We start from the raw sequence: 23,427 nt of genomic DNA on the forward strand, positions 1-23,427 counted from the left end.
CTGCCACAGGCGCCGAAACCGGCTGTGATCGAGCCGACCGGCCGCCGATAATCCGTCATCCCCCACAACTATCAAGGAACGGCCATGCAGATCAAGGACAAGGTTTTCATCGTCACCGGCGGCGCCTCCGGCCTGGGTGAAGGCACGGCACGCATGCTGGCGGCCGAAGGCGGCAAGGTGGTGATCGCCGACATGCAGGTCGACAAGGGCGAGGCGGTGGCCAGGGACATCGGCGGCGCCTTCGTGAAGTGCGACGTCAGCAGCGAGGCCGACGGCCAGGCCGTGGTGACCAAGGCCAGCTCGCTGGGCAAGCTGATGGGCCTGGTCAACTGCGCCGGCATCGCGCCGGCCGAGAAGACCGTGGGCAAGGGCGGCGCGCACAAGCTCGACGTCTACACCCGAACCATCATGGTCAACCTGGTCGGCACCTTCAACATGATCCGCCTGGCCGCAGACGCGATGTGCAAAAACGAGCCCGAGCCCACCGGCGAGCGCGGCGTGCTGGTCAGCACCGCCAGCGTGGCCGCCTACGACGGCCAGATCGGCCAGGCCGCCTACGCAGCCAGCAAGGGCGGCGTGGTGGGGATGACGCTGCCGATCGCGCGCGACCTGAGCCGCAACGGCATCCGCAACATGACCATCGCGCCCGGCATCTTCGGCACGCCGATGCTGATGGGCATGCCGCAGGAGGTGCAGGACGCGCTGGCGGCGATGGTGCCCTTCCCCTCGCGCCTGGGCAAGCCGGAGGACTACGCCAAGCTGGTCAAGCACATCATCGAGAACGACATGCTCAACGGCGAGGTGATCCGGCTCGACGGCGCGATCCGCATGGCGCCGAAGTGATCCGCCGCTGAAGCCACGCCACGCACCAGCCCGCGCGCGGCGTACCGCCGGGCTCGATCCACGATGTCGACACGCCCCGATATGCTGCAGCTGCTGCTCGACCAGCTCGGCGAGCTGCCCGGCCTGCGCACGCGGCGCATGTTCGGCGAGTACTGCGTGTACCTGGATGACAAGCCGGTCGCCTTCGTCTGCGACGACCTGCTGTACGTCAAGCCCACGCCGGCGGGCGAGGCCCTGATGCAGCCGCCGGTGTGGGGCCGCTTCTACGACAAGGCGAAGCCGCACCTGCTGGTCTCGCCCGAACGCTGGGACGAGCGCGAATGGCTGCGCACGTTGCTGCAGGCGACGGCCGCCGCACTGCCGGCGCCCCGCGCCCCGGCCACGCAACGCCGGCGCGCCCGCGGGCGCGATCAGCCATAGCCACCGCGCCCAGGCGCGCACCGCGTCCAGCCGACCGGCGCGCCATGACGTGATGAACCAGCCGCGCTCGTACGAGGTGGCGGGCGGCCGTCCGCGACAAGTTCCCGGTCGCACGAAATCCCGCTTCCCAACACGCTGCTCACATGGCGCATCAGCGCCAGAACCGCGCACGCACCACCCGGCATGCGCGGCATTTGTAAGGGTTATCCATAACGCGCCCGCAGGTGGCGATACCTACACTAGGCATGCCCTTGGATACATGGGGTGTGTATGCATTGCCCCAATGCGCACAACAATCAGGAGACCAATCCATGGATATGCACCGCAGACAGTTCTTCCGCGTCAGCGCGGCGGGGCTGGTCGGGTCCAGCCTGGTGGCGATGGGCTTCTCGCCCACGGCTGCATTGGCTGAAACCCGTGCCTTCAAACTGGCCCACGCCACCGTGGCCCGCAGCATCTGCCCCTACTGCTCGGTCAGCTGCGGCATGCTGATCTACAAGCTGGGCGACGGCTCCAAGAACTCCAAGGACCATGTCATCCACGTCGAGGGCGATCCCGACAACCCGGTCAGCCGCGGCTCGCTGTGCCCGAAGGGCGCGGGCGTGCTGGACATGATCAACTCGCCGGCGCGCCTGAAGTACCCCGAGGTGCGCGAAGCCGGCAGCAAGGAATGGAAGCGCATCGGCTGGGACGAGGCGATCGAGCGCATCGCCAAGCACATGAAGGCCGACCGCGACGCCAACTTCCAGACCACCAACGCCGCCGGCACCACGGTGAACCGCTGGACCACCACCGGTTTCCTGATCTGCAGCTCCTCCTCCAACGAATCAAGCTATCTGTCCGTCAAGGTCGCGCGCGGCCTGGGGATGGTGGGGATCGATACACAAGCACGTGTCTGACATGCGCCGACGGTGTCCAGTCTGGGCCCGACTTTCGGTCGCGGAGCGATGACCAACTCGTGGACTGATATCAAGAATGCCGATCTGATCATTGTCATGGGCGGCAATGCCGCCGAAGCCCACCCGGTCGGCTTCAAATGGGCGATCGAGGCGATGGAGAAGCGCAAGGCGCGGCTGATCTCGGTCGACCCGCGCTTCAACCGCACCTCGGCGGTGGCCGACGTGTACGCGCCGATCCGCAACGGCACCGACATCGCCTTCCTCGGCGGCGTCATCAACTGGCTGCTGACCAACGACAAGATCCACCACGATTACGTCAAGTTCAACACCGATGCCACTTTCCTGACCAAGCCCGAGTTCAAGCTCGACAACGGCATCTTCAGCGGCTACGACGAGGCCAAGCGCAAGTACGACAAGTCCAGCTGGGGCTACCAGCGCGACGAGAGCGGCTTCGTCAAGGTCGACGAGACCATGCAGGATCCGCTGTGCGTGTACCAGCAGCTGAAGAAGCACTACAGCCGCTACACGCCCGAGATGGTGAACAAGATCTGCGGCACCCCGCAGGACAAGTTCATCAAGATCTGCGAGATGCTGGGCGAGATGTCGGCACCCGACAAGACCAGCACCATCCTGTACGCGCTCGGCTGGACGCAGCACTCGGTCGGCAGCCAGAACATCCGCACCATGGCCATGATCCAGCTGCTGCTGGGCAACATGGGCCGGCCGGGCGGCGGCGTGAACGCCTTGCGTGGCCACTCCAACGTGCAGGGCGTGACCGACATGAACGCCTACGCCGAGGTGCTGTCGGGCTACATGAGCGCACCCACCGACGCCGACGACAGCTACGAGAAGTACCTCGCGCGCTGCACGCCCAAGCCGATGCGGCCGAACCAGCTGAACTACTGGGGCAACTTCCCGAAGTTCTTCAACAGCCTGATGAAGGCCTACTACGGCAAGTCGGCGACGCCGGAGAACAACTTCTGCTTCGACTGGGTGCCCAAGCTGGAAGGCGGCTTCGACGCCCTGCACATGTTCGAGCTGATGCACCAGGGCAAGATGAACGGCTTCATCACCCAGGGCTTCAACCCCCTGGCCACGGTGCCGAACAAGAACAAGCTGTCGGCCGCGCTGTCGAAGCTGAAGTACCTGGTCAGCATCGATCCGCTGGAGACCGAAACCGCCGAGTTCTGGCAGAACTTCGGCGAGTTCAACGACGTCAAGCCGGAGAGCATCCAGACCGAGGTATTCCGCCTGCCGAGCAACTGCTTCGCCGAGGAGGAAGGCAGCCTGACCAACTCGAGCCGGGTGGTGATCTGGAAGGAGGAAGCGATCCCGCTACCGGGCGAAGCCAAGGTGGATTCGGAGATCATGGCGCGGCTGTTCGTGCGCCTGCGCGAGATGTACGCCAAGGACGGCGGCGCCTTCCCCGACCCGATTGCCGGGATGGACTGGCCCTACGTGCAGGCGAAGGTGCCCAGTTCCAGGGAACTGCTGCGCGAGATCAACGGCAGGGCCATCACCGACCTGCAGGCGCCACCGGACCCGAACAACCCCGACGCTCCGCGCGCCGTGCTGCTCAAGGCCGGCCAGCAGGTGGCGGGCTTCGCCCAGCTGCGCGACGACGGTTCCACCTCCTGCGGCAACTGGCTGTACTCGGGCTGCTGGACGGAAGCCGGCAACCTGACCGCGCGGCGCGACCTGTCGGACCCGACCGGCTGGGGCGTGTACCCGAACTTCGGTTTCTCGTGGCCGGCCAACCGCCGCATCCTGTACAACCGCGCCAGCGCCGACAAGGACGGCAAGCCCTGGGCGCCGAACAAGCAGTACGAGTACTGGAACGGCAAGGCCTGGACCGGCGCCGACGTGCCCGACATGGCGCCCGCCGTGGCGCCGGAGGTGGGCATGGGTTCGTTCATCATGAACCCCGAGGGCGTGGCGCGCCTGCACGCCATCGGCATGGCCGATGGTCCGTTCCCGGAGCACTACGAGCCGTTCGAGACCCCGATCGGCGTCAACCCGCTGCACCCCGACAACCCCAAGGCGCTGAGCAATCCGGCGGCGCGGGTGTTCAAGGGCGACATGGATGCGTTCGGCAAGAAGGAGGAGTTCCCGTACGCGGCGACCACCTACCGCCTGACCGAGCACTTCCATACCTGGACCAAGCACGCGCGGCTGAACGCGGTGCTGCAGCCGGAGGCCTTCGTCGAGATCAGCGAGGAACTGGCCAAGGAGAAGGGCATCAGCCACGGCGACAAGGTCAAGGTCAGCAGCAACCGCGGCCACATCGTCACCAAGGCGGTGGTCACCAAGCGGATCAAGCCCTGGGACTGCAACGGCCAGAAGGTGCACCTGGTGGGCATCCCGTTCCACTGGGGCTTCAAGGGGCAGACCAAGAACGGCCACATCGCCAACACGCTGACGCCCTTCGTGGGCGACGCCAACTCGCAGACGCCGGAATTCAAGGCGTTCCTCGTCAACATTGAGAAGGTGTAAATCATGTCAAGTCTGCAATCACAAGACGTGGTCGCACGCTCGGCGACGACCACACCACCACCCCAGGCGCGCAGCAAGGTACCCCAGGTTGCGAAGCTGATCGACATCTCCAAGTGCATCGGCTGCAAGGCCTGCCAGGTGGCGTGCATGGAGTGGAACGACCTGCGTGACGAGGTCGGCACCAACATCGGCGTCTACGACAACCCGGTCGACCTGACCCCGCAGTCGTGGACGGTGATGAAGTTCTTCGAGGTCGAACCCGAGAAGGACAAGCTCGAGTGGCTGATCCGCAAGGACGGCTGCATGCACTGCGAGGACCCGGGCTGCCTCAAGGCCTGTCCCTCGCCGGGCGCGATCGTCAAGTACGCCAACGGCATCGTCGACTTCATCAGCGAGCACTGCATCGGCTGCGGCTACTGCATCAAGGGCTGCCCGTTCGACGTGCCGCGCATCAGCAACGTCGACAACAAGGCCTACAAGTGCACGCTGTGCTCCGACCGCGTCGGCATCGGCCTGGAACCTGCCTGCGTGAAGACCTGCCCGACCGGCGCGATCACCTTCGGCACCAAGGACGAGATGGTGGCCTCGGGCGAGAAACGTGCGGCCGACCTGAAGGAGCGCGGCTTCCAGAACGCGGGCCTGTACAACCCGGCCGGTGTCGGCGGCACGCACGTCATGTACGTGCTCAAGCACGCCGACCAGCCGGGCCTGACCGGCCTGCCCACCAACCCGACCATCAGCCCCTGGGTTTCGGTCTGGAAGGGCTGGACCAAGCCGCTGGCCCTGGCGGCCATGGCCGGCGCGGCCGTCAGCGGCTGGTTCCACTACATCCGCAAGGGGCCGCTGGAAGTGCCGCCTGAGGAAGAGGACTACGTGGCCACCACCGCGGTCGACACCGCCAGCGCGGCAAGCACCGCCAGCACACAAGGAGAGCAGTCATGAGAAAGCTTCACCTGCAACGCTACACGCCGGGCCAGCGGTCCAACCACTGGGCGGTGGTGATCTGCTTCGTGCTGGCGGGCATCTCCGGCTTCGCGCTGTTCCACCCGGCGCTGTTCTGGCTGACCTCGCTGGTCGGCGGCCCGCAATGGGCCCGCATCCTGCACCCCTACCTGGGCATCGCGATGTTCGTGCTGTTCCTGCTGATGTTCCTCATGTTCGTGGGGGCCAACATCTGGCGGCGCGAGGACTCCGAATGGCTGGGCTCGGCGGGCAAGCTGGTGTCCAACCCGAACCAGGCGCGGATGCCCGCCGTCGGCAAGTACAACGGCGGCCAGAAGCTGGTGTTCTGGATCTTCACCTGGAGCCTGGTGCTGCTGCTGGGCAGCGGCCTGCTGTTCTGGCAGGCCTGGTTCGCCGACAGCGTGCCGATCTGGCTGCAGCGCATCGCGGTGGTGGTGCACGCGGTCTCGGCGTTCGCGCTGATCCTGGCCGCCATCGTGCACATCTACGCCGCCATCTGGGTCAAGGGAACGCTGCACGCGATGGTGCGCGGCACGGTCAGCACCGGCTGGGCCAAGCACCATCACCCGCTGTGGTACCGTGAACAGATGCAGCGCCAGACACCCACCGCGCAGCCCACTGATGCGGCCTGATTGATCTCCATCACCGACTCACGGCTGCCGTCCGGTGGCAAACACCGGCGGCAGCCTTTTTCATCTTGAACCCGACATCCCCCTCCCCCCAGAATTCGCACACGCCCGAGGAGATCGCGCTGCGCGCGGGCCTCGAGTTCCCGCAACTGCTGCTGCCGGATCCCGGGCAGTTGTTCGCCGACCGCGCGGTGCGCCTGCGCCAGCTGGCCGCCAACCACGCCCTGCGCGACTACGTGATGATGCTGGCGCTGGTCTGCGAAGCGCAGCACGCGCGCTCGCAGCAACACCCGGCGCCAACCCTGCCGACGCCGGCGCAGTTCAGCGCCGCAATGGAAGCCGGCGAGCCACCGCTCGAAGCCACCGGCTGGCCGCGTGACGCAAGCTGGCGCAGCGAACTGCGCGCGCTGCTGCAGCAGGTGCTGGAGCAGATGCCCGGCGACAGCCCGGCCGGCGCCACCGTGCGCGCGGTCCAGGCGCTGTCCGACGAGACGCTGGAGCAGCAGGCCGACCGCCTGCTGGCGGGCATCACGCTGGGCCTGGACATGGCCGCCGCACCGCTGATCGCCGCTGGCCTGCAGCTGCATTTCACCCAGCTTGCCGCCGCCATCGACCCGGAACAAGCCAAGACCATTCCCGTGCCCGCCCAGGCCAGCCGCTGCCCCTGCTGCGGCAGCCTGCCGGTGGCCAGCGTGGCGCGCGTGGGCGGCAAGCAGGACGGCCAGCGCTATCTGCACTGCACGCTGTGCAACACGCAATGGCACCAGCCGCGGATCCAGTGCACGCACTGCGGCTCCACCGACGGCATCCACTACGAGTCGCTGCAGCCGCTGGCGGACGCCCAGGCGCCGCAGCAGCGCGCCGCGGTCGAGGCCGAAGCCTGCGACGGCTGCCACCACTACCTGAAAATCATGCACCAGTCGCGTGACGTGCACGTCGAGCCGGTGGCCGACGACCTGGCCACGCTCACGCTCGACCTGCTGGTGTCCGAAGCCGGCTTCAATCGCCACGGCACCAACATGCTACTGCTGTTCGGCGACAGCGACCCCGGAGATAGTTGATGCCGGTGCCAGACGAATCCGTGGTCCACGGTTCCCCGGCCAGCCCCAGCCAAGCAGCTCCCGCAGCGCCAGCCACCGTCCAGGACCTGCCCTCGGTCGATCGGCTGCTGCGCGCCGAACCGAACCGTGCACTGATCGCCGAACACGGCCACAGCCTGGTGGCCGGCGAGGCGCGCGCCCTGCTCGATGGCTTGCGCATGCAGGCCCTGGCGCAGCAGTTGCCGCGTGCTGAACTCGCGCCTGAGGCACTGGCCAGGCGCCTGCGCCAGCGGCTGGATCAGCGGCTGGCGCCGCGCATGCGCGCCGTCATCAACCTCACCGGCACCGTCATCCACACCAACCTGGGCCGCGCGCTGCTGCCCGAGGCGGCGCTGGCGCACCTGCAGGCCATGATGGCCGGGCCCAACAACCTCGAGTACGACCTCGCGAGCGGCGGCCGCGGCGACCGCGACAGCGTCGTCGAGGGCCTGCTGTGCGAACTCACCGGCGCCGAGGCCGCCACCGTGGTCAACAACAACGCCGCAGCGGTGCTGCTGTGCATTGCTGCGCTGGCGCGCGGCAGGGAAGTCATCGTCTCGCGCGGCGAACTGGTCGAGATCGGCGGCGCCTTCCGCATGCCCGACGTGATGGAAAGCGCCGGCGCCCGTCTGGTCGAGGTCGGCACCACCAACCGCACGCACCCGCACGACTACGAGCGCGCCATTGGCGAGCACACCGCGCTGCTGATGAAGATCCACACCAGCAACTACGCCGTGCAGGGCTTCACCAGCGCGGTCGACGAAGCCACCCTGGCCGGCATCGCCCACGCACGCGGCCTGCCGCTGGCAAGCGACCTCGGCAGCGGCGCGCTGATCGACATGAGCGCGTACGGCCTGCCGCGCGAGCCGACGCCGCAGGAGATGCTCAGGGCCGGCTGCGACGTCGTCACCTTCAGCGGCGACAAGCTGCTGGGCGGCCCGCAGGCCGGCCTGATCGTCGGCACGCGCGAGGCCGTCGACCGCATCCGCAGGTTCCCCATGAAGCGCGCGCTGCGCATGAGCAAGCTGCCGCTGGCGGCGCTCGAGGCCACCCTGATGCTGTACCTGCGGCCCGAGCGGCTGGCCCGCGACCTGCCCACGCTGCGCCTGCTGACACGCCCGCTGACCGACATCGAGGCCACGGCAGCCGCCTTGCTGGCGCCGCTGCAGGCCGCGCTGGCGCCGCGCTACCTGGTTGAGCGCGTGGCGCTGCAAGGCCAGATCGGCTCCGGCTCGCTGCCCATCGAGCGCCTGCCCTCGGCCGGCCTGGCAATCGCGCCGGTCGAGAAGAAAGGCAGCGGCCGCGCCCTGGATGCGCTGGCCGCAGCCCTGCGTGCGCTGCCGCTGCCGGTGATCGGCCGCATCGCCGACGACCGCCTGCTGCTGGATCTGCGCTGCCTGGAGCAGCCTGAACCCTTGACGGCACAGCTGGCGGCCCTGCCGGCGCTGCTGAACTGAGGCGCGCGAGATGCCGGTTGCTGCCGCCCCGCTCGCCCTGACGCGCCGCCACGCCGTCGCCGCGCTGGCGCTCGGGCTGGCCGCGCCGCTGGCGCGCGCCGACACCGCGTCGCAGCGGCGCGAGTGGCCACGCGGTCGCGCGGCGCCAGCGCTCGATCTTCCCGACCCGGGCGGCACACGCTGGCAACTGGAGAGCGCGCGCGGCAAGGTCGTGCTGCTGAACTTCTGGGCCAGCTGGTGCGCGCCCTGCCTGGCCGAGATGCCCTCGCTGGAACTGCTGGCGCAGCGCCACGAACGCGACGGCCTGCTCGTGAAGGCGGTCAACTACCGGGAGACCGACGCCGCCGTGCGCCGCTTCCTGGCCACCATGCCGCTCACGCTCGACATCCTGCGCGATGCCGACGGCACCGCCGCGCGCGCCTGGGGCGTGCGCATCTTTCCTTCCACCATCGCGATCGCCCGCGACGGCACGCCCGCCTTCAGTGTCGTTGGTGAACTCGACTGGGCCGGAGCGCAGGCGCGTGACTGGATCACGCCGCTGCTCGCAGCCCCTCACCCCTGACAAGGAACCCCGACCATGAACCACCCCATCACGCGCCGCAACCTGCTGCTGTCCGCGGCCACCGCCACGCCATGGCTGCCTGCCACCGCCTGGGCCGCACAGCGCCAGTTCGCGCCGCGTGCCGCCGGCTGGCGCAGCTTCGAGGTCACGACCACGATCGTGCCCGCCGACCTGCAGGGCGTCACCCGCGTCTGGGTGCCGGTGCCCGACATCGAGACCGACTACCAGCGCACGCTGGGCCACCAGTGGTCGGGCAATGCCAGCAGCATCAGGCTGGTATCGGATGCGCGCAGGGGCGTGCGCATGCTGTATGCCGAATTCCCGGTCAGCGAGCAGGCGCCCAGGCTCGAACTGGTGAGCCGCCTGCAGACGCGCGACCGCAGCATCGACTGGAGCCGGCCGGCCCGGATGCCGCCCGAGGACCCCGCGGTGCTGCGCGCGAACCTGCAGCCGACCGAGTACAAGCCGCTGGACGGCATCGTGCGCCGGACCGCGCTCGAGGCCACGCGCGGTGCGCGCACCGACGTCGACAAGGCGCGCGCCATCTACCGCTGGGTGGTGGCCAACGCCCACCGTGAGCCCAAGGTGCGCGGCTGCGGCACCGGCGACATCCGGACCATGCTCGAGATGGGCGACCTCGGCGGCAAGTGCGCCGACCTCAACGCCATCTTCGTCGGCCTGTGCCGGGCGGTCGGCGTGCCGGCGCGCGATGTCTACGGCGTGCGGCTGGCGCCCTCGGCCTTCGGCTACCGCGAGCTCGGCGCCAACCCTGCCAAGCTGCAAAGTGCACAGCACTGCCGCGCCGAGGTCTACCTGGCCGGCCACGGCTGGGTGGGGATGGACCCGGCCGACGTGCTCAAGGTGATGCGCCAGGAAACGCCCGAGTGGATCAAGGACCCCGCACACCCACTGGTGGCCCCCGTCAACCGGGGCCTGTTCGGCAACTGGGAGGGCAACTGGATGGCTTACAACACCGCCAGCGACCTGCGACTGCCCGGCAGCGCGGCCAAGGGCACGCTGCCGTTCCTGATGTACCCGCAGGGTGAGAACGCCAGCGGCCGCTACGACGAACTCGCCCCCGACCACTTCCGCTACACCCTCAGCGCGAAGGAAATCACCGTCTGATGAACCCATGATCGTCGGCACCGCAGGCCACATCGACCACGGCAAGACCACGCTGGTGCAGGCGCTGACCGGCGTCGACACCGACCGTCTGCCGGAGGAGAAGCAGCGCGGCATCAGCATCGCGCTGGGCTACGCCTTTCTCGACGCGCCGGGCGGCGGGCGCATCGGCTTCATCGACGTGCCGGGCCACGAGCGCCTGGTGCACACCATGGTGGCCGGCGCCAGCGGCATCGACTACGCGCTGCTGCTGGTGGCGGCCGACGACGGCCCGATGCCGCAGACGCGCGAGCACCTGGCGGTGCTGGCGCTGCTCGGCATCGCGCGTGGCGCCGTGGTGATCACCAAAGCCGACCGCGCCGACGCCGCGCGCATCGACGCGGTGCGCGCCGAGATGCAGGCACTGCTGACCGGCACGCCGCTGGCGCAGGCGCCGGTGCTGGCGGTGTCGGCCCACAGCGGCGACGGCATCGAGGCCTTGCGCACGCTGCTGTTCGAGGCGGACGCGCAGCAGCCGGTTGCTCGTGCCGACGACGACGCGCTGGGCTTTCGGCTCGCCATCGACCGCGCCTTCACGCTGGCCGGCGCTGGCACCGTGGTCACCGGCACCGTGCACGCGGGGCAGTTGCATGCCGGCGAGGAACTGGCGCTGGTGCCGGGCAGCCAGCAGGCGCGCGCGCGCAGCCTGCACGCGCAGAACCGGCCGGTCGCCAGCGCCCACGCCGGCCAGCGCTGCGCCGTCGCCCTGCCCGGACTGGCGCGCGAGGACGCGGCGCGCGGCCAGTGGCTGACGCATCCTGCGGTGGCACTGGCAACCGACCGGCTCGACGCCCGCTTGATGCTGTGGCAGGGCGAGGCCAGGCCGCTGCGCTCCGGCGCGCGCGTGCTGGCGCACATTGGCGCGGCGCAGGTGGCCGCCTCGGTGGCGGTGCTCGACACCGAGGTGCTGGCGCCCGGTGCCAGCGCCCTGGTGCAACTGGTGCTGCATGCCCCGGTGGGCGCCTGGCACGGCGAGCGCGTGCTGCTGCGCGATGCCGCCGCCAGCCGCACACTGGCCGGTGGCCGCGTGCTGGATCCGTTCGCGCCGACGCGCTACCGCCGCACGCCGCAGCGCCTGGCCGAACTGGCGGCGCTCGAACTGTCGGGCAGCGCTGCGCGGCTGGCCGCACTGCTGGCGGCCGCGCCGCAAGGTGTCGACCTGCGGCGCTTCGCCCGCGCCCAAGGCCTGCTGCAATGGCCGCGATCGGCCCTGCCCGAGAGCGCGCTGGTGAACGACGGCATGGCGCTGGGTGCAGAACAGGCCGAAGGCTTCACCGCCGCCGCACTGGCGGCGCTGCAGGCCTTTCACGAGCGCCAGCCCGACGAACTCGGCCCCGATACCGCACGCCTGCGCCGGCTGGCGGCGCCGCGCCTGCCGATGCCGCTGTGGCAGGCGCTGCTGGCGCGGCTGGGCGAACGCGGCCTGCTGGCGCAGCGCGGCGCCTGCGTGCACCTGCCCTCGCACGGCGCGCAGCTGTCGGCGACCGAGACCCGCATCGCGCAGAAAGTGGCGCCGGCGCTGGACCAGGCCGGCTTCGAGGGCGCCTGGGCGCGCGACCTGGCGCGCGACGCGGGCGAGCCCGAGCCGCTGGTGCGCACCACGCTGGCACGACTGGCGCGACGCGGCGAACTGCACCAGATCGTCAAGGACCTGTTCTACCCGCCCGCCAGCATGCAGCGCCTGGCGACGATCGCGCGCGAAGTCGGTGCGGCGCACGAAGGCGACGTGCTGGCGGCGGCGTTTCGCGATGCCACCGGACTGGGCCGCAAGCGGGCCATCCAGATTCTGGAATACTTCGACCGCATCGGGCTGACGCGCCGCATCGGCGACACACACCGGCTGCGCGATGATTGCGCACTGTTCATGTCATGATTCAAACCCAACGCTGTCCCTCAAATGGCCGCGGAGCAGGCAAAGCCAGCGAACGCCGTGGCCGGGCTTGCACCGGCCACTGGCGTTGTCCCCCCTCCCGAAGAGAGAGGGGGGAAGCGGCGTCAGCCGCTCAGGGGGGAGTTCCGAATACGGAAGGGCAACCATCCTGGTGGGTGGGCCGGGCTTCAAACCCGGTGGGTGGCGCCATGCGTCGCCGGGCGGGTTCGACTCCCGTGCTCTTCCGCCCCGTTTGCTGCCGAACGCGCCCGGACCTCGCCATGGAAGGCTCGGGCTGCTGCCTGCCATGAGCACTGAGCTGATCGCACCCGCCGAACTGCATTACCTGATCGAACACCAGGTGTGGGCACGCGTGCACGCCGATGGCACGGCCACCATCGGCATCACGCAGCTCGGCATCCGCCTGTCGGGCGAGATCTACATGTGCCGCGCCAAGCGGGTCGGCACCGAACTGGCCCAGGGCGCCACGGTGGCGGTGGTCGAGCTCGCCAAGTCGATCGTGGCAGTCAAGTCGCCGGTCAGCGGCACTGTGGTGGAGATCAACGAGGCGCTGGCCGATCGCCCGCAACTGGTGCACCAGGATCCCTACGGCGACGGCTGGATCGCGCGCCTGCGCCTGGCGGACTTCACCGCCGACCAGGCCGCACTGGTGCATGGCGACGCCGTCGCGCCGGCCATGGCCCACCATGCCTGGCTCCACCGCCAGGCGCTTTCGCCCGAGGCGCGCGGCCGGGACGCGCCATGAGCTTCGCCGAGCACGGCGCCGACGGCGTCGCCATCCTGCTGTGGGCCGCCGACCCGCAGCGACCGCAGCAACTGGCCACGCCCTTCTTCCATGCCGCCGCCGCCGCCGCCATGGACGTGCCGGTCGAGATCTACTGCACCGCCGCCAGCGTGCATCTGCTGGCGCCCGGCGTCGCCGCCGCGCTGCGCGCCAGCGAGCGCAACGACATGAGCATCCTGGACCACATCCGCCAGGCCGTACGGCTCGGCGCCAAGGTGTTCGCCTGCAGCGACGCCCTGCACGCGCAGGGCCTGGCCGACACAGCACTGATCCCCGAATGCAGCGGCCGCGGCGGCGCGGTGCAGTTCATGGCCCGCGCCATCGACCTGCGCTGGCGCACGCTGGTGTTCTGAGACGAAGGGGCCGGCTGCCCTCGCCGTACGCAACCCGAGCTACCCGCAGCGCCATCGAGATGTGGTGGTGCGCGAGACTGGCGCCGAATCCCCCATGTTGTGGGAGCGGCGGCAGCCGCGCACGGGCTTTCAGGGTAGGCCGCACCTGCTTTCGCGGCTGCCGCCGCTCCTGCGGGACTCCGCAACCTAGCCTGGCCGGTGCCCGGCTTCGTCCACCCTCGGTAACGCGCCATCCGGCTTCGATTCCCGCCGCCACTCACCCAGCGCCGCGCGCAGGCCGGCGCCACTCGGGTTCTGAAACACCCGCAGGCCGAATTCGGGCAGGATCGCCAGCAGATGGTCGAACACGTCGCTCTGGATGGTCTCGTAGTCGACCCAGACGATGGTGTTGGTGAAGCAGTACAGCTCCAGCGGCACGCCCTCGGCGGTCGGCTGCAGCATGCGCACCATCAGCGTCATGTCGGGGTGGATGCCGCTGTTGGCCTTCAGGTAGGCCTGCACGTAGGCGCGGAAGGTGCCGATGTTGGTCAGGCGCCGCTGATTGGTCGGCACCCGGCCCATCACGTCGCCCAGCTCGCGCAGCTTCATGGCACGCGAGATCTTCACCGCGTTGGCCTTCTCCTGCATGTAGTCGGCGATCAGCTCGATGCGGCGCAGGCGCTCGATCTGCTCGTCGCTGAGGAAATCGATCGAGTCGGCGTCGATCATCAGCGCGCGCTTGATGCGCCGCCCGCCCGACTCCTGCATGCCGCGCCAGTTCCTGAAGCTCTCGCTGATCAGCTTCCAGGTCGGGATGGTGACGATGGTCTTGTCCCAGTTCTGCACCTTGACCGTGTTCAGCGCGATGTCGATCACGGCGCCGTCGGCACCGGCCTGCGGCACCTCGATCCAGTCGCCCACGCGCATCATGTCGTTGCCCTCGATCTGCAGGCCGGCGACGAAGGACTTGATGATGTCCTGGAACACCAGCATCAGCACCGCCGACATCGCACCGAAGCCCGACAGCACGATCAGCGGCGACTTGTCGGCCAGCGCGGCGATCATGATGACGATGGTGGCCACGCCCACCACCAGCTTGCCCATCTGCACGTAGGCCTTGATCGAGCGCGAGCGGGCGTAGGACGCGGCGCGGCTGTCCGGCGTCCGCTGCAGCAGATCCAGCACCTTGAACAGGGTGCGCGCGATGAACAGCACCATCAGCGCCGCCACCACGTTCTGCACCACGGTGGTCACCAGCGGCGACAGCTCCGGCACGAAGCGCAGGCCGATGTGCAGCACCAGCACCGGCACCACCAGCGTGGCGCGCCGCAGCACCGCCCGGTCCAGCAGCACCCGCCCCAGGCCGCCGGACTCGGCCAGCGGCTGCAGCCAGCGCACGGCGGGGCCGATCAGCAGGCAGGCCAGCCGCTCCAGCAGGCCCGCCAACAGCAGCAGGCCGGCCAGGCCCAGCGCGGCCTGGACCCAGGGTTGCGTCGATGACAGCGCGGAAAAATCCAAGACCAGGATCTCCTCGGGAAAGTGCAGCGCGGCCGGCCGCCGGGCCGGCATGCTGAAATCGGGGCCATGCGGCCATGATGGGCCGGCACGTGAAGCGCCGATGACAGGCGCCGGCGACAGCCGCTGCTCGCGCGCTCGGGCCGAGGCTCAGCAGTCAGCTATGCAGATCATAGCAAACGATTACGGGACGGCGCCATTTCTCCTCCCCCTCGGTATGGGAGCGGCGGCAGCCGCGAATAGGCGTCCGCCGTCTGTGCACGCTCGATTCGCGGCTGCCGCCGCTCCCACAGAGCATGACCGAGGAAGCCGGGTCACACGTCGATCGCCGTGGCCGAGCCGGCCTGCTTGCGCAGTTCGAACTTCTGGATCTTGCCGGTCGAGGTCTTGGGCAGTTCGCCGAACACGATGTAGCGCGGCACCTTGAAGCTCGCCAGGTGCTGCTCGCAGTGGGCCACGATGTCGGCCTGCGTGACCTCGGCGCCGGGCTTGAGTTCCAGGAAGGCGCAAGGCGTCTCGCCCCACTTCTCGTCCGGGCGCGCCACCACGGCGGCGGCCAGCACGGCCGGGTGGCGGTACAGCACGTCCTCGACCTCGATCGAGGAGATGTTCTCGCCGCCCGAGATGATGACGTCCTTGCTGCGGTCCTTGATCTTGATGTAGCCGTCGGGATACTGCACCGCCAGGTCGCCGCTGTGGAACCAGCCGCCGGCAAAGGCCTCCTCGGTCGCCTCAGGGTTCTTCAGGTAGCCTTTCATGGCGATGTTGCCCCGGAACATGATCTCGCCCATGGTCTCGCCGTCCATCGGTACCGGCTGCATCGTCTGCGGATCGATCACGCGCGCATCGCGCTGCAGGTGGTAGCGCACGCCCTGGCGCGCGTTCAGGCGCGCGCGCTCGCCGATGTCGAGCTCGTTCCACGCATCGTGCTTGGCGCACACCGTGGCCGGGCCGTAGACCTCGGTCAGGCCGTAGACGTGGGTCAGGTCGAACCCCATCTTCTCCATGCCCTCGATCATCGAGGCCGGCGGCGCGGCGCCGGCCACCATGCACTTGACGCCGGCCGGCACGCCGGCCTTCATCTCGTCCGGCGCGTTGACCAGCAGGCCATGCACGATCGGCGCGCCGCAGTAGTGCGTGACACCATGCCTGCGGATGGCGTCGAAGATGGCCCGGGCCTCGACCCGCCGCAGGCAGACGTTGACGCCGGCGCGCGCCGCGATGGTCCACGGAAAGCACCAGCCGTTGCAGTGGAACATCGGCAGCGTCCACAGGTAGACCGCGTGCTTGGGCATGTCCCACTCGAGGATGTTGCTGATGGCATTGGTGGCGGCGCCGCGGTGGTGGTAGACCACGCCTTTGGGGTTGCCGGTGGTGCCCGAGGTGTAGTTGAGCGCGATGGCGTCCCACTCGTCGGCCGGGTACTTCCACTCGAACTGCGGATCGCCCTGGGCGACGAAGTCCTCGTAGCTCACGCTGCCGATCTTCGGCGCCTCGCCGTACAGCGCGTCCTCGACGTCGATCACCAGCAGCGGCGCCTTCGACTGGCGCAGCGCCAGCGCCTTCTTGACGATGCCGGCGAATTCCGGGTCGACGATGATGGCCTTGGACTCGCCATGGTCCAGCATGAAGGCCACCGCTTCCGGGTCCAGCCGGGTGTTCAGCGTGTTCAGCACCGCGCCGGCCATCGGCACGCCGAAATGCGCCTCCACCATCGGCGGCGTGTTCGGCAGCATCGCCGCCACGGTATCGTTCTTGCCGACGCCGGCTTTCGTGAGTGCGCTGGCCAGCTGGCGGCAGCGCGCGTAGGTCTGGGCCCAGCTCTGGCGCAGCTCGCCATGCACGATCGCCAGCCGGTCCGGATAGACCTCGGCGGTGCGCTGGATGAAGGCCAGCGGTGTGTAGGGCGCGAAGTTCGCCTCGGTGCGCGGCAGGTTGGTATCGAAGATGCTGGCCATGGTTGTCTCCTGAAATGCCTGGATTCATTCTATTGAAGCGTATCGGACTGACGGAGCGCTGATGGCGAAGCCCTCGGTCACAATCGTGGCGTGGCCATCCCCCAGCATTTCATCCAGGAGTTGCTCGCGCGCGCCGACGTGGTGGAGATCGTCGGCCGCTACGTGCAGCTGAAGAAAACCGGGGCCAATTTCTCGGGCCTGTGCCCGTTCCACAGCGAGAAGTCACCGTCCTTCACCGTCAGCCCGTCGAAGCAGTTCTACCACTGCTTCGGCTGTGGCAAGAACGGCAATGCGATCGGCTTCCTGATGGACCACACCGGTGCCGGCTTCGTCGAGGTGGTGCACGACCTGGCGCAGCAGTACGGCATGACCGTGCCCGAGGACGAACGCAGCCCCGCCGAACGCGCGCGCGCCGCGCAGCAGAGCGAGAAACGCGCCACGCTGACCGACGTGCTGGCACGCGCCGGCGAGGCTTACCGCAGGCACCTGAAGGATTCGCCGCGCGCCATCGGCTACCTGAAGCAGCGCGGCCTCTCGGGTCAGGTGGCGCGCGACTTCGGCCTCGGCTACGCGCCCGAGGGCTGGCGCACGCTGGCCAGCGTGTTTCCCGACTACACCGATCCGCTGCTGCAGGAATCGGGCCTTGTGATCGTGAGTGAAGACCCTTCGACAAGCCCAGGGCAGGGTCCTTCGACAAGCTCAGGGGCCAGGCGCTACGACCGCTTCCGCGACCGCGTCATGTTCCCGATCCGCAGCGTCAAGGGCGAGGTGATCGGCTTCGGCGGGCGCGTGCTGGGTGACGAGAAACCCAAGTACCTGAACTCGCCCGAGACCCCGGTGTTCCACAAGGGCCGCGAGCTGTACGGACTGTTCGAGGCCCGCGCGGCACTGCGTGAGCACGGCTACGCGCTGGTCACCGAAGGCTACATGGATGTGGTGGCTCTGGCCCAACTCGGCTTCGCCAACGCGGTGGCCACGCTCGGCACCGCCTGCACGCCCGAGCACGTGCAGAAGCTGTTCCGTTTCACCGACTCGATCGTGTTCAGCTTCGACGGCGACGCCGCTGGCCGGCGCGCGGCGCACAAGGCGCTGGAAGCCGCCCTGCCCTTCGCCACCGACCTGCGCATGGTGAAGTTCCTGTTCCTGCCGGCCGAGCACGACCCCGACAGCTTCATCCGCGCCGAGGGCACCGAGGCCTTCGCGCAGGCGGTCGAGAAGGCGTTGCCGCTATCGCACTTCCTGCTCGACGCGGCGGCCGAGGAGTGCGACATGGACACGCCCGAAGGCCGGGCCCACTTCGCCGCCCGGGCGCAGCCGCTCTGGCAGTTGCTGCCGCGCGGCGCGCTGGCGCGGCAGTTGCTCGGCGAGATCGCGGCGCGGGTGCAGATCGGCGTGCACGAACTGGAGCAGCTGTGGGGTCTGCGCCGTCCGGTCGCCGCCAGCCCATCCGGCCCCGCCAGCGCACCCCGGCGCCGGGCCGGCGCGGAGCGCCCGGTCAGCCGCACGCCCACCCGCAGCGCACCACGTCCGCGCACGCCACCGGCCAGCCGCGCCAGCCGCGCGCTGCAGATCCTGCTGACCGATTCCGCCGCCTGGGACCACCTGAGCCAGGCCGACCAGGCGCTGCTGTGCGACCTGCCGGCGCCGCACGGGCCGCTGTTTACCTGGCTGGCCGGCCAGGCGCTGGATCACGGCCCGCAACCCTGGAGCGCGCTGCGCGAAGCACTCAGAGACCATGAGCTGGAGCCGGTCGCGGTGCAGCTGGTCGAGAGCCTGCCGCTGGATATCGAAAGCGACACCGCCGAGCTGAACCACATCCTGGCGCTGGAGCACGATGCGCGCTACGCCGCCGAACGCGAACGCCTGGTCGCCGCCGCGGCCGACGGAGACCGGGCGGCCTACGAGCGGCTCAAGACCCTGCCGACACAGCGCCCGCGGTGACGCCGCCAGCGCAACCGCGTACGCGGACAGACAAGAAAACAGGGCTTGAAACCCGCGCTTCCGACTATAATTAAAGGCTTGTCACCGGCAAGAGCGACAGCAGCACCTCCGGCCCGGCCACGCGCAATGTGCCTGCGCGCCCCGCGATGAGGGATGGCCAAAGTACCGCAAGGACTGCACCCCAAATGTTCGCCCACCCATCTTGTCCCTGACGCTTCGCCGGATCGACATCGCCCGGTTCGGCGTCGCCATTTCGCTTTTATTGAATTCGAGGGTTCAGTCTGGCCCGGCCCGCTGCCGCCATGACGGACGCTCCCGCTCGTTGAGGTTGATCCATGTCCACCAGCCAGAAGTCCGCCGCAGCCGCCGCCAAGAAGGCGCCAGCCGCGAAGAAAACCGCCGCCAGGAAAACCGCCGTCGCGGCCGAGGCCGATGAGCTCGAGCTGAAAACGGCCGCCAAACCTGCCGCCAAGACCGCGACCAAGACGGCGGCCACCCCGGCCAAGAAGGCTGGCCGCCCGGCCAAGAGCGCCGCGGCCGCCAAGTCCGCCCCCGCCAAGAGCGCGCGCGCCGGCAAGGCGGGCAAGAACCTGGAGGACGATGCCGACCTGTCGGACATCGAGGCCGACCTGGAGGGCGAGCCCGAACCCGAGGCGCCGGCGGACACGGTCGAGAAGGCCAAGCCGCTGCGCATGAAGATCAGCAAGGCCAAGGAACGGGCCTTGATGAAGGAGTTCGGCCTCGACGACAGCGTGCTGTCCGAGGAGGAGATGAACACCCGGCGCGCCAACCTGAAGGCGCTGCTGAAGCTCGGCAAGACGCGCGGCTACCTGACGCACGGCGAGATCAACGACCACCTGCCCGACAAGCTGGTCGACGCCGAGACGCTGGAAGCCGTGGTCTCGATGCTGAACGACCTGGGCGTCGCCGTCTACGAGCAGACGCCCGATGCCGAGACCCTGCTGCTGACCAACCAGGGCACCAGCACCGCGACCGAGGAAGAGGCCGAGGAAGAGGCCGAGGCAGCGCTGTCCACCGTCGATTCCGAATTCGGCCGCACCACCGACCCGGTGCGCATGTACATGCGCGAGATGGGCACGGTGGAGCTGCTGACGCGCGAAGGCGAGATCGAGATCGCCAAGCGCATCGAGGGCGGCCTGATGGCGATGATGGAAGCCATCAGCGCCAGCCCGACCACGATTGCCGAGATCCTGCAGATGGCGGGCGAGATCCGCGACGGCAAGATCATCATCAACACCGTGGTGGACGGCTTCGTCGACGCCGACGAGAGTGACGACTACGTGGCCGAGGAAGACTACGACGAGTACGACGACGAGGACGACGACGACGGCAAGGGCGGCTCCAAGGCCATGACCCGGCTGCTGGAGAAGCTCAAGAACGACGCCCTGCAGCGCTTCGACGAGATCGCCGTGCTGTTCAACAAGGTGCACCGCGCCTACGACAAGGAAGGCTGGGGCTCGCCCAACTACACGAAGGCGCAGCAGCAGCTGTCCGAGCGCCTGATGACGATCCGCTTCACCGCCAAGACGATCGAGAAGCTGTGCGACATGCTGCGCGGCCAGGTCGACGACGTGCGCAAGTACGAGCGCGAGCTGCGCCGCATCATCGTCGACCGCTGCGGCTACCCGCAGGAGCAGTTCATCGCCGATTTCTCGGGCCGCGACAAGGCCGGCAACAAGGTGCCCTCGCACGTGCTGGACCTGAAGTGGGTCGAGCGCCAGGCCGCCGCCGGCAAGCCCTGGAGCGCCATCATGGAGCGCAACATCCCGCCGATCCAGGACCTGCAGCAGAAGCTGCTGGACCTGCAGGCGCAGGTGGTGGTGCCGCTGCACGAGCTCAAGGACATCAACAAGCGCATGAACGAGGGCGAAGCCTCCTCGCGCGAGGCCAAGAAGGAGATGATCGAGGCCAACCTGCGCCTGGTGATCTCGATCGCCAAGAAGTACACCAACCGCGGCCTGCAGTTCCTGGACCTGATCCAGGAGGGCAACATCGGCCTGATGAAGGCGGTCGACAAGTTCGAATACCGCCGCGGCTACAAGTTCTCGACCTACGCCACCTGGTGGATCCGCCAGGCCATCACGCGCTCGATCGCCGACCAGGCGCGCACCATCCGCATCCCGGTGCACATGATCGAGACCATCAACAAGATGAACCGCATCTCGCGCCAGCACCTGCAGGAGTTCGGCTTCGAGCCCGACGCCTCCATCCTGTCCGAGAAGATGGAGATGCCCGAGGACAAGATCCGCAAGATCATGAAGATCGCCAAGGAGCCGATCTCCATGGAAACGCCGATCGGCGACGACGACGATTCGCATCTGGGCGATTTCATCGAGGACCAGAACAACACCGCGCCGATCGAGGCCGCCATGCAGGCCGGCCTGCGCGACGTGGTGAAGGACATCCTCGATAGCCTGACCCCGCGCGAGGCCAAGGTGCTGCGCATGCGCTTCGGCATCGAGATGAGCACCGACCACACGCTGGAGGAAGTCGGCAAGCAGTTCGACGTCACGCGGGAGCGCATCCGCCAGATCGAGGCCAAGGCGCTGCGGAAATTGAAGCATCCGTCGCGCTCGGACAAGCTGCGCAGCTTCATCGATTCGCTGTAACTCCTGACAAACCAACCGCCGGACGCAAAGAACGCCAAGGGTTCGCGAAGGACGCGAAAGAAGCCGAAGCCAGGTTTCTTTCGCGTCTTTTGCGTGGTTTTCGCGTTCTTTGCGTCCGATCAAGTCCTGCCTGAATGAACCCCGACGCCGCCAAGCTCTGGACCGCCCCGCGCTGGGCGCTGGCCTTCCTGCTGGCCGTGGTCGGGATGCTGGCGCCGTTCTCGATCGACACCTACCTGCCGGCGTTCGCGGCCATTGCCAGGTCGCTCGACGCGACGCCGGTGCAGATGCAGCAGACGCTGTCGGCCTACCTGTTCGGCTTCGCGTTCATGAACCTGTTCCACGGCGCGCTGTCGGACAGCTTCGGGCGCCGGCCGGTGATCCTGTGGGGGATCGCGGTGTTCACGCTGGCCTCGATCGGCTGCGCGCTGTCGCAGACCGTCGGCCAACTGATCTTTTTCCGCGCGCTGCAGGGGCTGACCTGCGGCGCCGGCGTGGTGGTCTCGCGCGCGGTGGTGCGCGACATGTTCCCGCCGTCGGAGGCGCAGAAGGTGATGAGCCAGATCACCATCTACTTCGGCGTCGCACCCGCCGTGGCGCCGATCATCGGCGGCGCCATCGCCGAATACCTGGACTGGCACTCGATCTTCTGGTTCCTGGTCGCGATCGGCGTGCTGCTGTGGATCGCCAACTGGCAGCTGCTGCCCGAAACCCTGCACCTGCAGGATCGCCAGCCATTCCGGGTCGGCAACCTGATGCGCGGCTACTGGCAACTGCTGACCGACCCGCGCTTCCTGCTGCTGGCGCTGGCCTCGGGCGTGCCCTTCAACGGCATGTTCCTGTACGTGCTGTCGGCGCCGGCCTTCCTCGGCGATGTGCTGCAGCTGCGGCCGACGCAGTTCTTCTGGTTCTTCATCCTGACCATCTCCGGCATCATGGCCGGCTCCTGGCTGTCGGGGCGCAAGGCCGGCGTGGTGGCGCCGAAGAACCAGATCATGCAGGGCTTTCGCATCATGCTGGGCGTGTCGGCGCTCAACGTCGCCGCCAACGCGCTGTTCGAGGCACACGCGCTGTGGTCGCTGTGGCCGGTGGCCGTTTTCGCGTTCGGCTGGGCGCTGATGGTGCCGGTGGTGACGCTGCTGGTGCTGGACCTGTACCCGGCGCGGCGCGGCATGGCCTCGTCGCTGCAGGCCGTGGTCGGCTCGACCGCCAACGGCATCGTCGCCGGCGTCGTCGCCCCTCTGGTGATGCACTCGGCGCTGGGCCTGGCGCTGATGTCGGCGGCCTTCATGTCGGTCGGCCTGACGGCCTGGATCTGGCTGCGCAAGCGCTTTCCGGGCGTCGGCTGAAACATCGTCGGGGCACGGTCGCACCGGCTAACCCCACCTGGCCATGGGTGGTTGCCGCGCCACAGTCGCGCCGATCTCCCGCGCGCCAATAGAATATCGCTCAGCTATCAATTGCATAGCTTCCGCCACGGGACGACCCGCGGCGCTGCACTTCATACCGTGGGGACGACCCCGCAGCCTTGCCAAGGAGTCGTCCAACCATGTCCTGGACCATCCTGTTCGTCGCCGGCCTGTTCGAGGTCGGCTGGGCCATCGGCCTGAAATACACCGACGGCTTCACCCGCCTGTGGCCCACCGTGGGCACCGTGACCGCCATGACCATCAGCGTCGTGCTGCTTGGCCTGGCGATGCGCGAGTTGCCGGTGGGCACGGCGTACGCGGTCTGGACCGGCATCGGCGCCGTCGGCACCGTGATCCTGGGCATCGTGCTGTTCAACGACCCCGCCAACGCCGCCCGGCTGATCTGCGTCGGCCTCATCATCGCCGGCATCCTGGGGCTGAAGCTGACCAGCGCAGCCTGA

18 protein-coding genes and 1 tRNA gene are annotated in these 23,427 nt (G+C 68.6%); 17 read left to right on the forward strand and 2 right to left on the reverse strand.

Translation table 11 applies throughout. The features are described from left to right. Window positions 1-84 precede the first annotated feature (84 nt). From PK606_RS01525 to PK606_RS01585, 13 genes are all read left to right on the forward strand, one after another. Window positions 85-843: a 3-hydroxyacyl-CoA dehydrogenase gene (locus PK606_RS01525; protein ID WP_324559839.1), complete on the forward strand. Its 759-nt coding sequence runs from the start codon at window positions 85-87 to the stop codon at window positions 841-843. A gap of 63 nt (window positions 844-906) precedes the next feature. Next, complete coding sequence (locus PK606_RS01530) at window positions 907-1,263, forward strand: TfoX/Sxy family protein (protein WP_324559841.1); 357 nt, start codon at window positions 907-909, stop codon at window positions 1,261-1,263. Window positions 1,264-1,574: 311 nt separating this feature from the next. Then, entirely contained in the window at window positions 1,575-4,655 is a 3,081-nt protein-coding gene (gene fdnG / locus PK606_RS01535; protein WP_324559843.1) for a formate dehydrogenase-N subunit alpha, read from the forward strand. Between the two features lie 3 nt (window positions 4,656-4,658). Continuing rightward, on the forward strand, window positions 4,659-5,597 hold the full coding sequence (gene fdxH, locus PK606_RS01540; protein ID WP_324559845.1) for a formate dehydrogenase subunit beta: 939 nt from the start codon (window positions 4,659-4,661) through the stop codon (window positions 5,595-5,597). Then, window positions 5,594-6,250, forward strand: coding sequence for a formate dehydrogenase subunit gamma (locus PK606_RS01545; RefSeq protein ID WP_324559847.1), 657 nt, complete (start codon window positions 5,594-5,596; stop codon window positions 6,248-6,250). Before fdxH ends, PK606_RS01545 begins: the two co-directional genes overlap by 4 nt. 65 nt (window positions 6,251-6,315) lie before the next feature. Then, window positions 6,316-7,308 (forward strand): formate dehydrogenase accessory protein FdhE, encoded by a 993-nt coding sequence (gene fdhE, locus PK606_RS01550; RefSeq protein WP_324559850.1) that lies wholly within the window; start codon window positions 6,316-6,318, stop codon window positions 7,306-7,308. Beyond that, the gene (gene selA / locus PK606_RS01555; protein ID WP_324559852.1) at window positions 7,308-8,783 is read left to right on the forward strand and encodes an L-seryl-tRNA(Sec) selenium transferase; all 1,476 of its coding nucleotides are present in this window, start codon (window positions 7,308-7,310) and stop codon (window positions 8,781-8,783) included. The genes fdhE and selA overlap by 1 nt, the downstream gene beginning before the upstream one ends. A 10-nt stretch (window positions 8,784-8,793) precedes the next feature. Beyond that, window positions 8,794-9,345 carry a TlpA family protein disulfide reductase gene (locus PK606_RS01560; RefSeq protein WP_324559854.1) on the forward strand — a complete coding sequence of 184 codons (552 nt, stop codon included), beginning with the start codon at window positions 8,794-8,796 and terminating at the stop codon, window positions 9,343-9,345. A 15-nt stretch (window positions 9,346-9,360) separates the two neighbouring features. After that, window positions 9,361-10,470 carry a transglutaminase-like domain-containing protein gene (locus PK606_RS01565; RefSeq protein WP_324559855.1) on the forward strand — a complete coding sequence of 370 codons (1,110 nt, stop codon included), beginning with the start codon at window positions 9,361-9,363 and terminating at the stop codon, window positions 10,468-10,470. Between the two features lie 7 nt (window positions 10,471-10,477). Further along, on the forward strand, window positions 10,478-12,379 hold the full coding sequence (gene selB, locus PK606_RS01570; RefSeq protein ID WP_324559857.1) for a selenocysteine-specific translation elongation factor: 1,902 nt from the start codon (window positions 10,478-10,480) through the stop codon (window positions 12,377-12,379). A 151-nt stretch (window positions 12,380-12,530) separates the two neighbouring features. Further along, a tRNA-Sec gene (locus PK606_RS01575) sits at window positions 12,531-12,623 on the forward strand. Window positions 12,624-12,683: 60 nt separating this feature from the next. Further along, complete coding sequence (locus tag PK606_RS01580; RefSeq protein WP_324559859.1) at window positions 12,684-13,142, forward strand: glycine cleavage system protein H; 459 nt, start codon at window positions 12,684-12,686, stop codon at window positions 13,140-13,142. Beyond that, window positions 13,139-13,534: a DsrE family protein gene (locus PK606_RS01585; RefSeq protein ID WP_324559861.1), complete on the forward strand. Its 396-nt coding sequence runs from the start codon at window positions 13,139-13,141 to the stop codon at window positions 13,532-13,534. Before PK606_RS01580 ends, PK606_RS01585 begins: the two co-directional genes overlap by 4 nt. Before the next feature lie 186 nt (window positions 13,535-13,720). Here PK606_RS01585 and PK606_RS01590 read toward each other — a convergent pair whose 3' ends face one another. Both PK606_RS01590 and PK606_RS01595 read right to left on the reverse strand, forming a co-directional pair. Then, the gene (locus PK606_RS01590; RefSeq protein ID WP_324559863.1) at window positions 13,721-15,082 is read right to left on the reverse strand and encodes a mechanosensitive ion channel family protein; all 1,362 of its coding nucleotides are present in this window, start codon (window positions 15,080-15,082) and stop codon (window positions 13,721-13,723) included. A gap of 260 nt (window positions 15,083-15,342) precedes the next feature. After that, window positions 15,343-16,986, reverse strand: a complete 1,644-nt coding sequence (locus PK606_RS01595; protein ID WP_324559865.1) for an acyl-CoA synthetase — start codon at window positions 16,984-16,986, stop codon at window positions 15,343-15,345. 90 nt (window positions 16,987-17,076) lie between these two features. On the opposite strand from PK606_RS01595, the gene dnaG reads away from it, so the two are divergent. The 4 genes from dnaG to sugE all read left to right on the forward strand — a co-directional run bounded on the left by dnaG (window position 17,077) and on the right by sugE (window position 23,427). After that, complete coding sequence (dnaG, locus tag PK606_RS01600; RefSeq protein ID WP_324559867.1) at window positions 17,077-18,927, forward strand: DNA primase; 1,851 nt, start codon at window positions 17,077-17,079, stop codon at window positions 18,925-18,927. 335 nt (window positions 18,928-19,262) lie between these two features. Beyond that, a complete protein-coding gene (gene rpoD, locus PK606_RS01605) occupies window positions 19,263-21,557 on the forward strand; it encodes an RNA polymerase sigma factor RpoD (protein ID WP_324559869.1) in 2,295 nt (764 codons plus the stop codon). A gap of 134 nt (window positions 21,558-21,691) precedes the next feature. Further along, the gene (locus PK606_RS01610) at window positions 21,692-22,906 is read left to right on the forward strand and encodes a multidrug effflux MFS transporter (protein ID WP_324559871.1); all 1,215 of its coding nucleotides are present in this window, start codon (window positions 21,692-21,694) and stop codon (window positions 22,904-22,906) included. A gap of 200 nt (window positions 22,907-23,106) precedes the next feature. Continuing rightward, window positions 23,107-23,427: a quaternary ammonium compound efflux SMR transporter SugE gene (sugE, locus tag PK606_RS01615; RefSeq protein WP_324559873.1), complete on the forward strand. Its 321-nt coding sequence runs from the start codon at window positions 23,107-23,109 to the stop codon at window positions 23,425-23,427.

Source organism: Ottowia sp. (assembly GCF_035444425.1).
Classification (GTDB): domain Bacteria; phylum Pseudomonadota; class Gammaproteobacteria; order Burkholderiales; family Burkholderiaceae_C; genus Ottowia.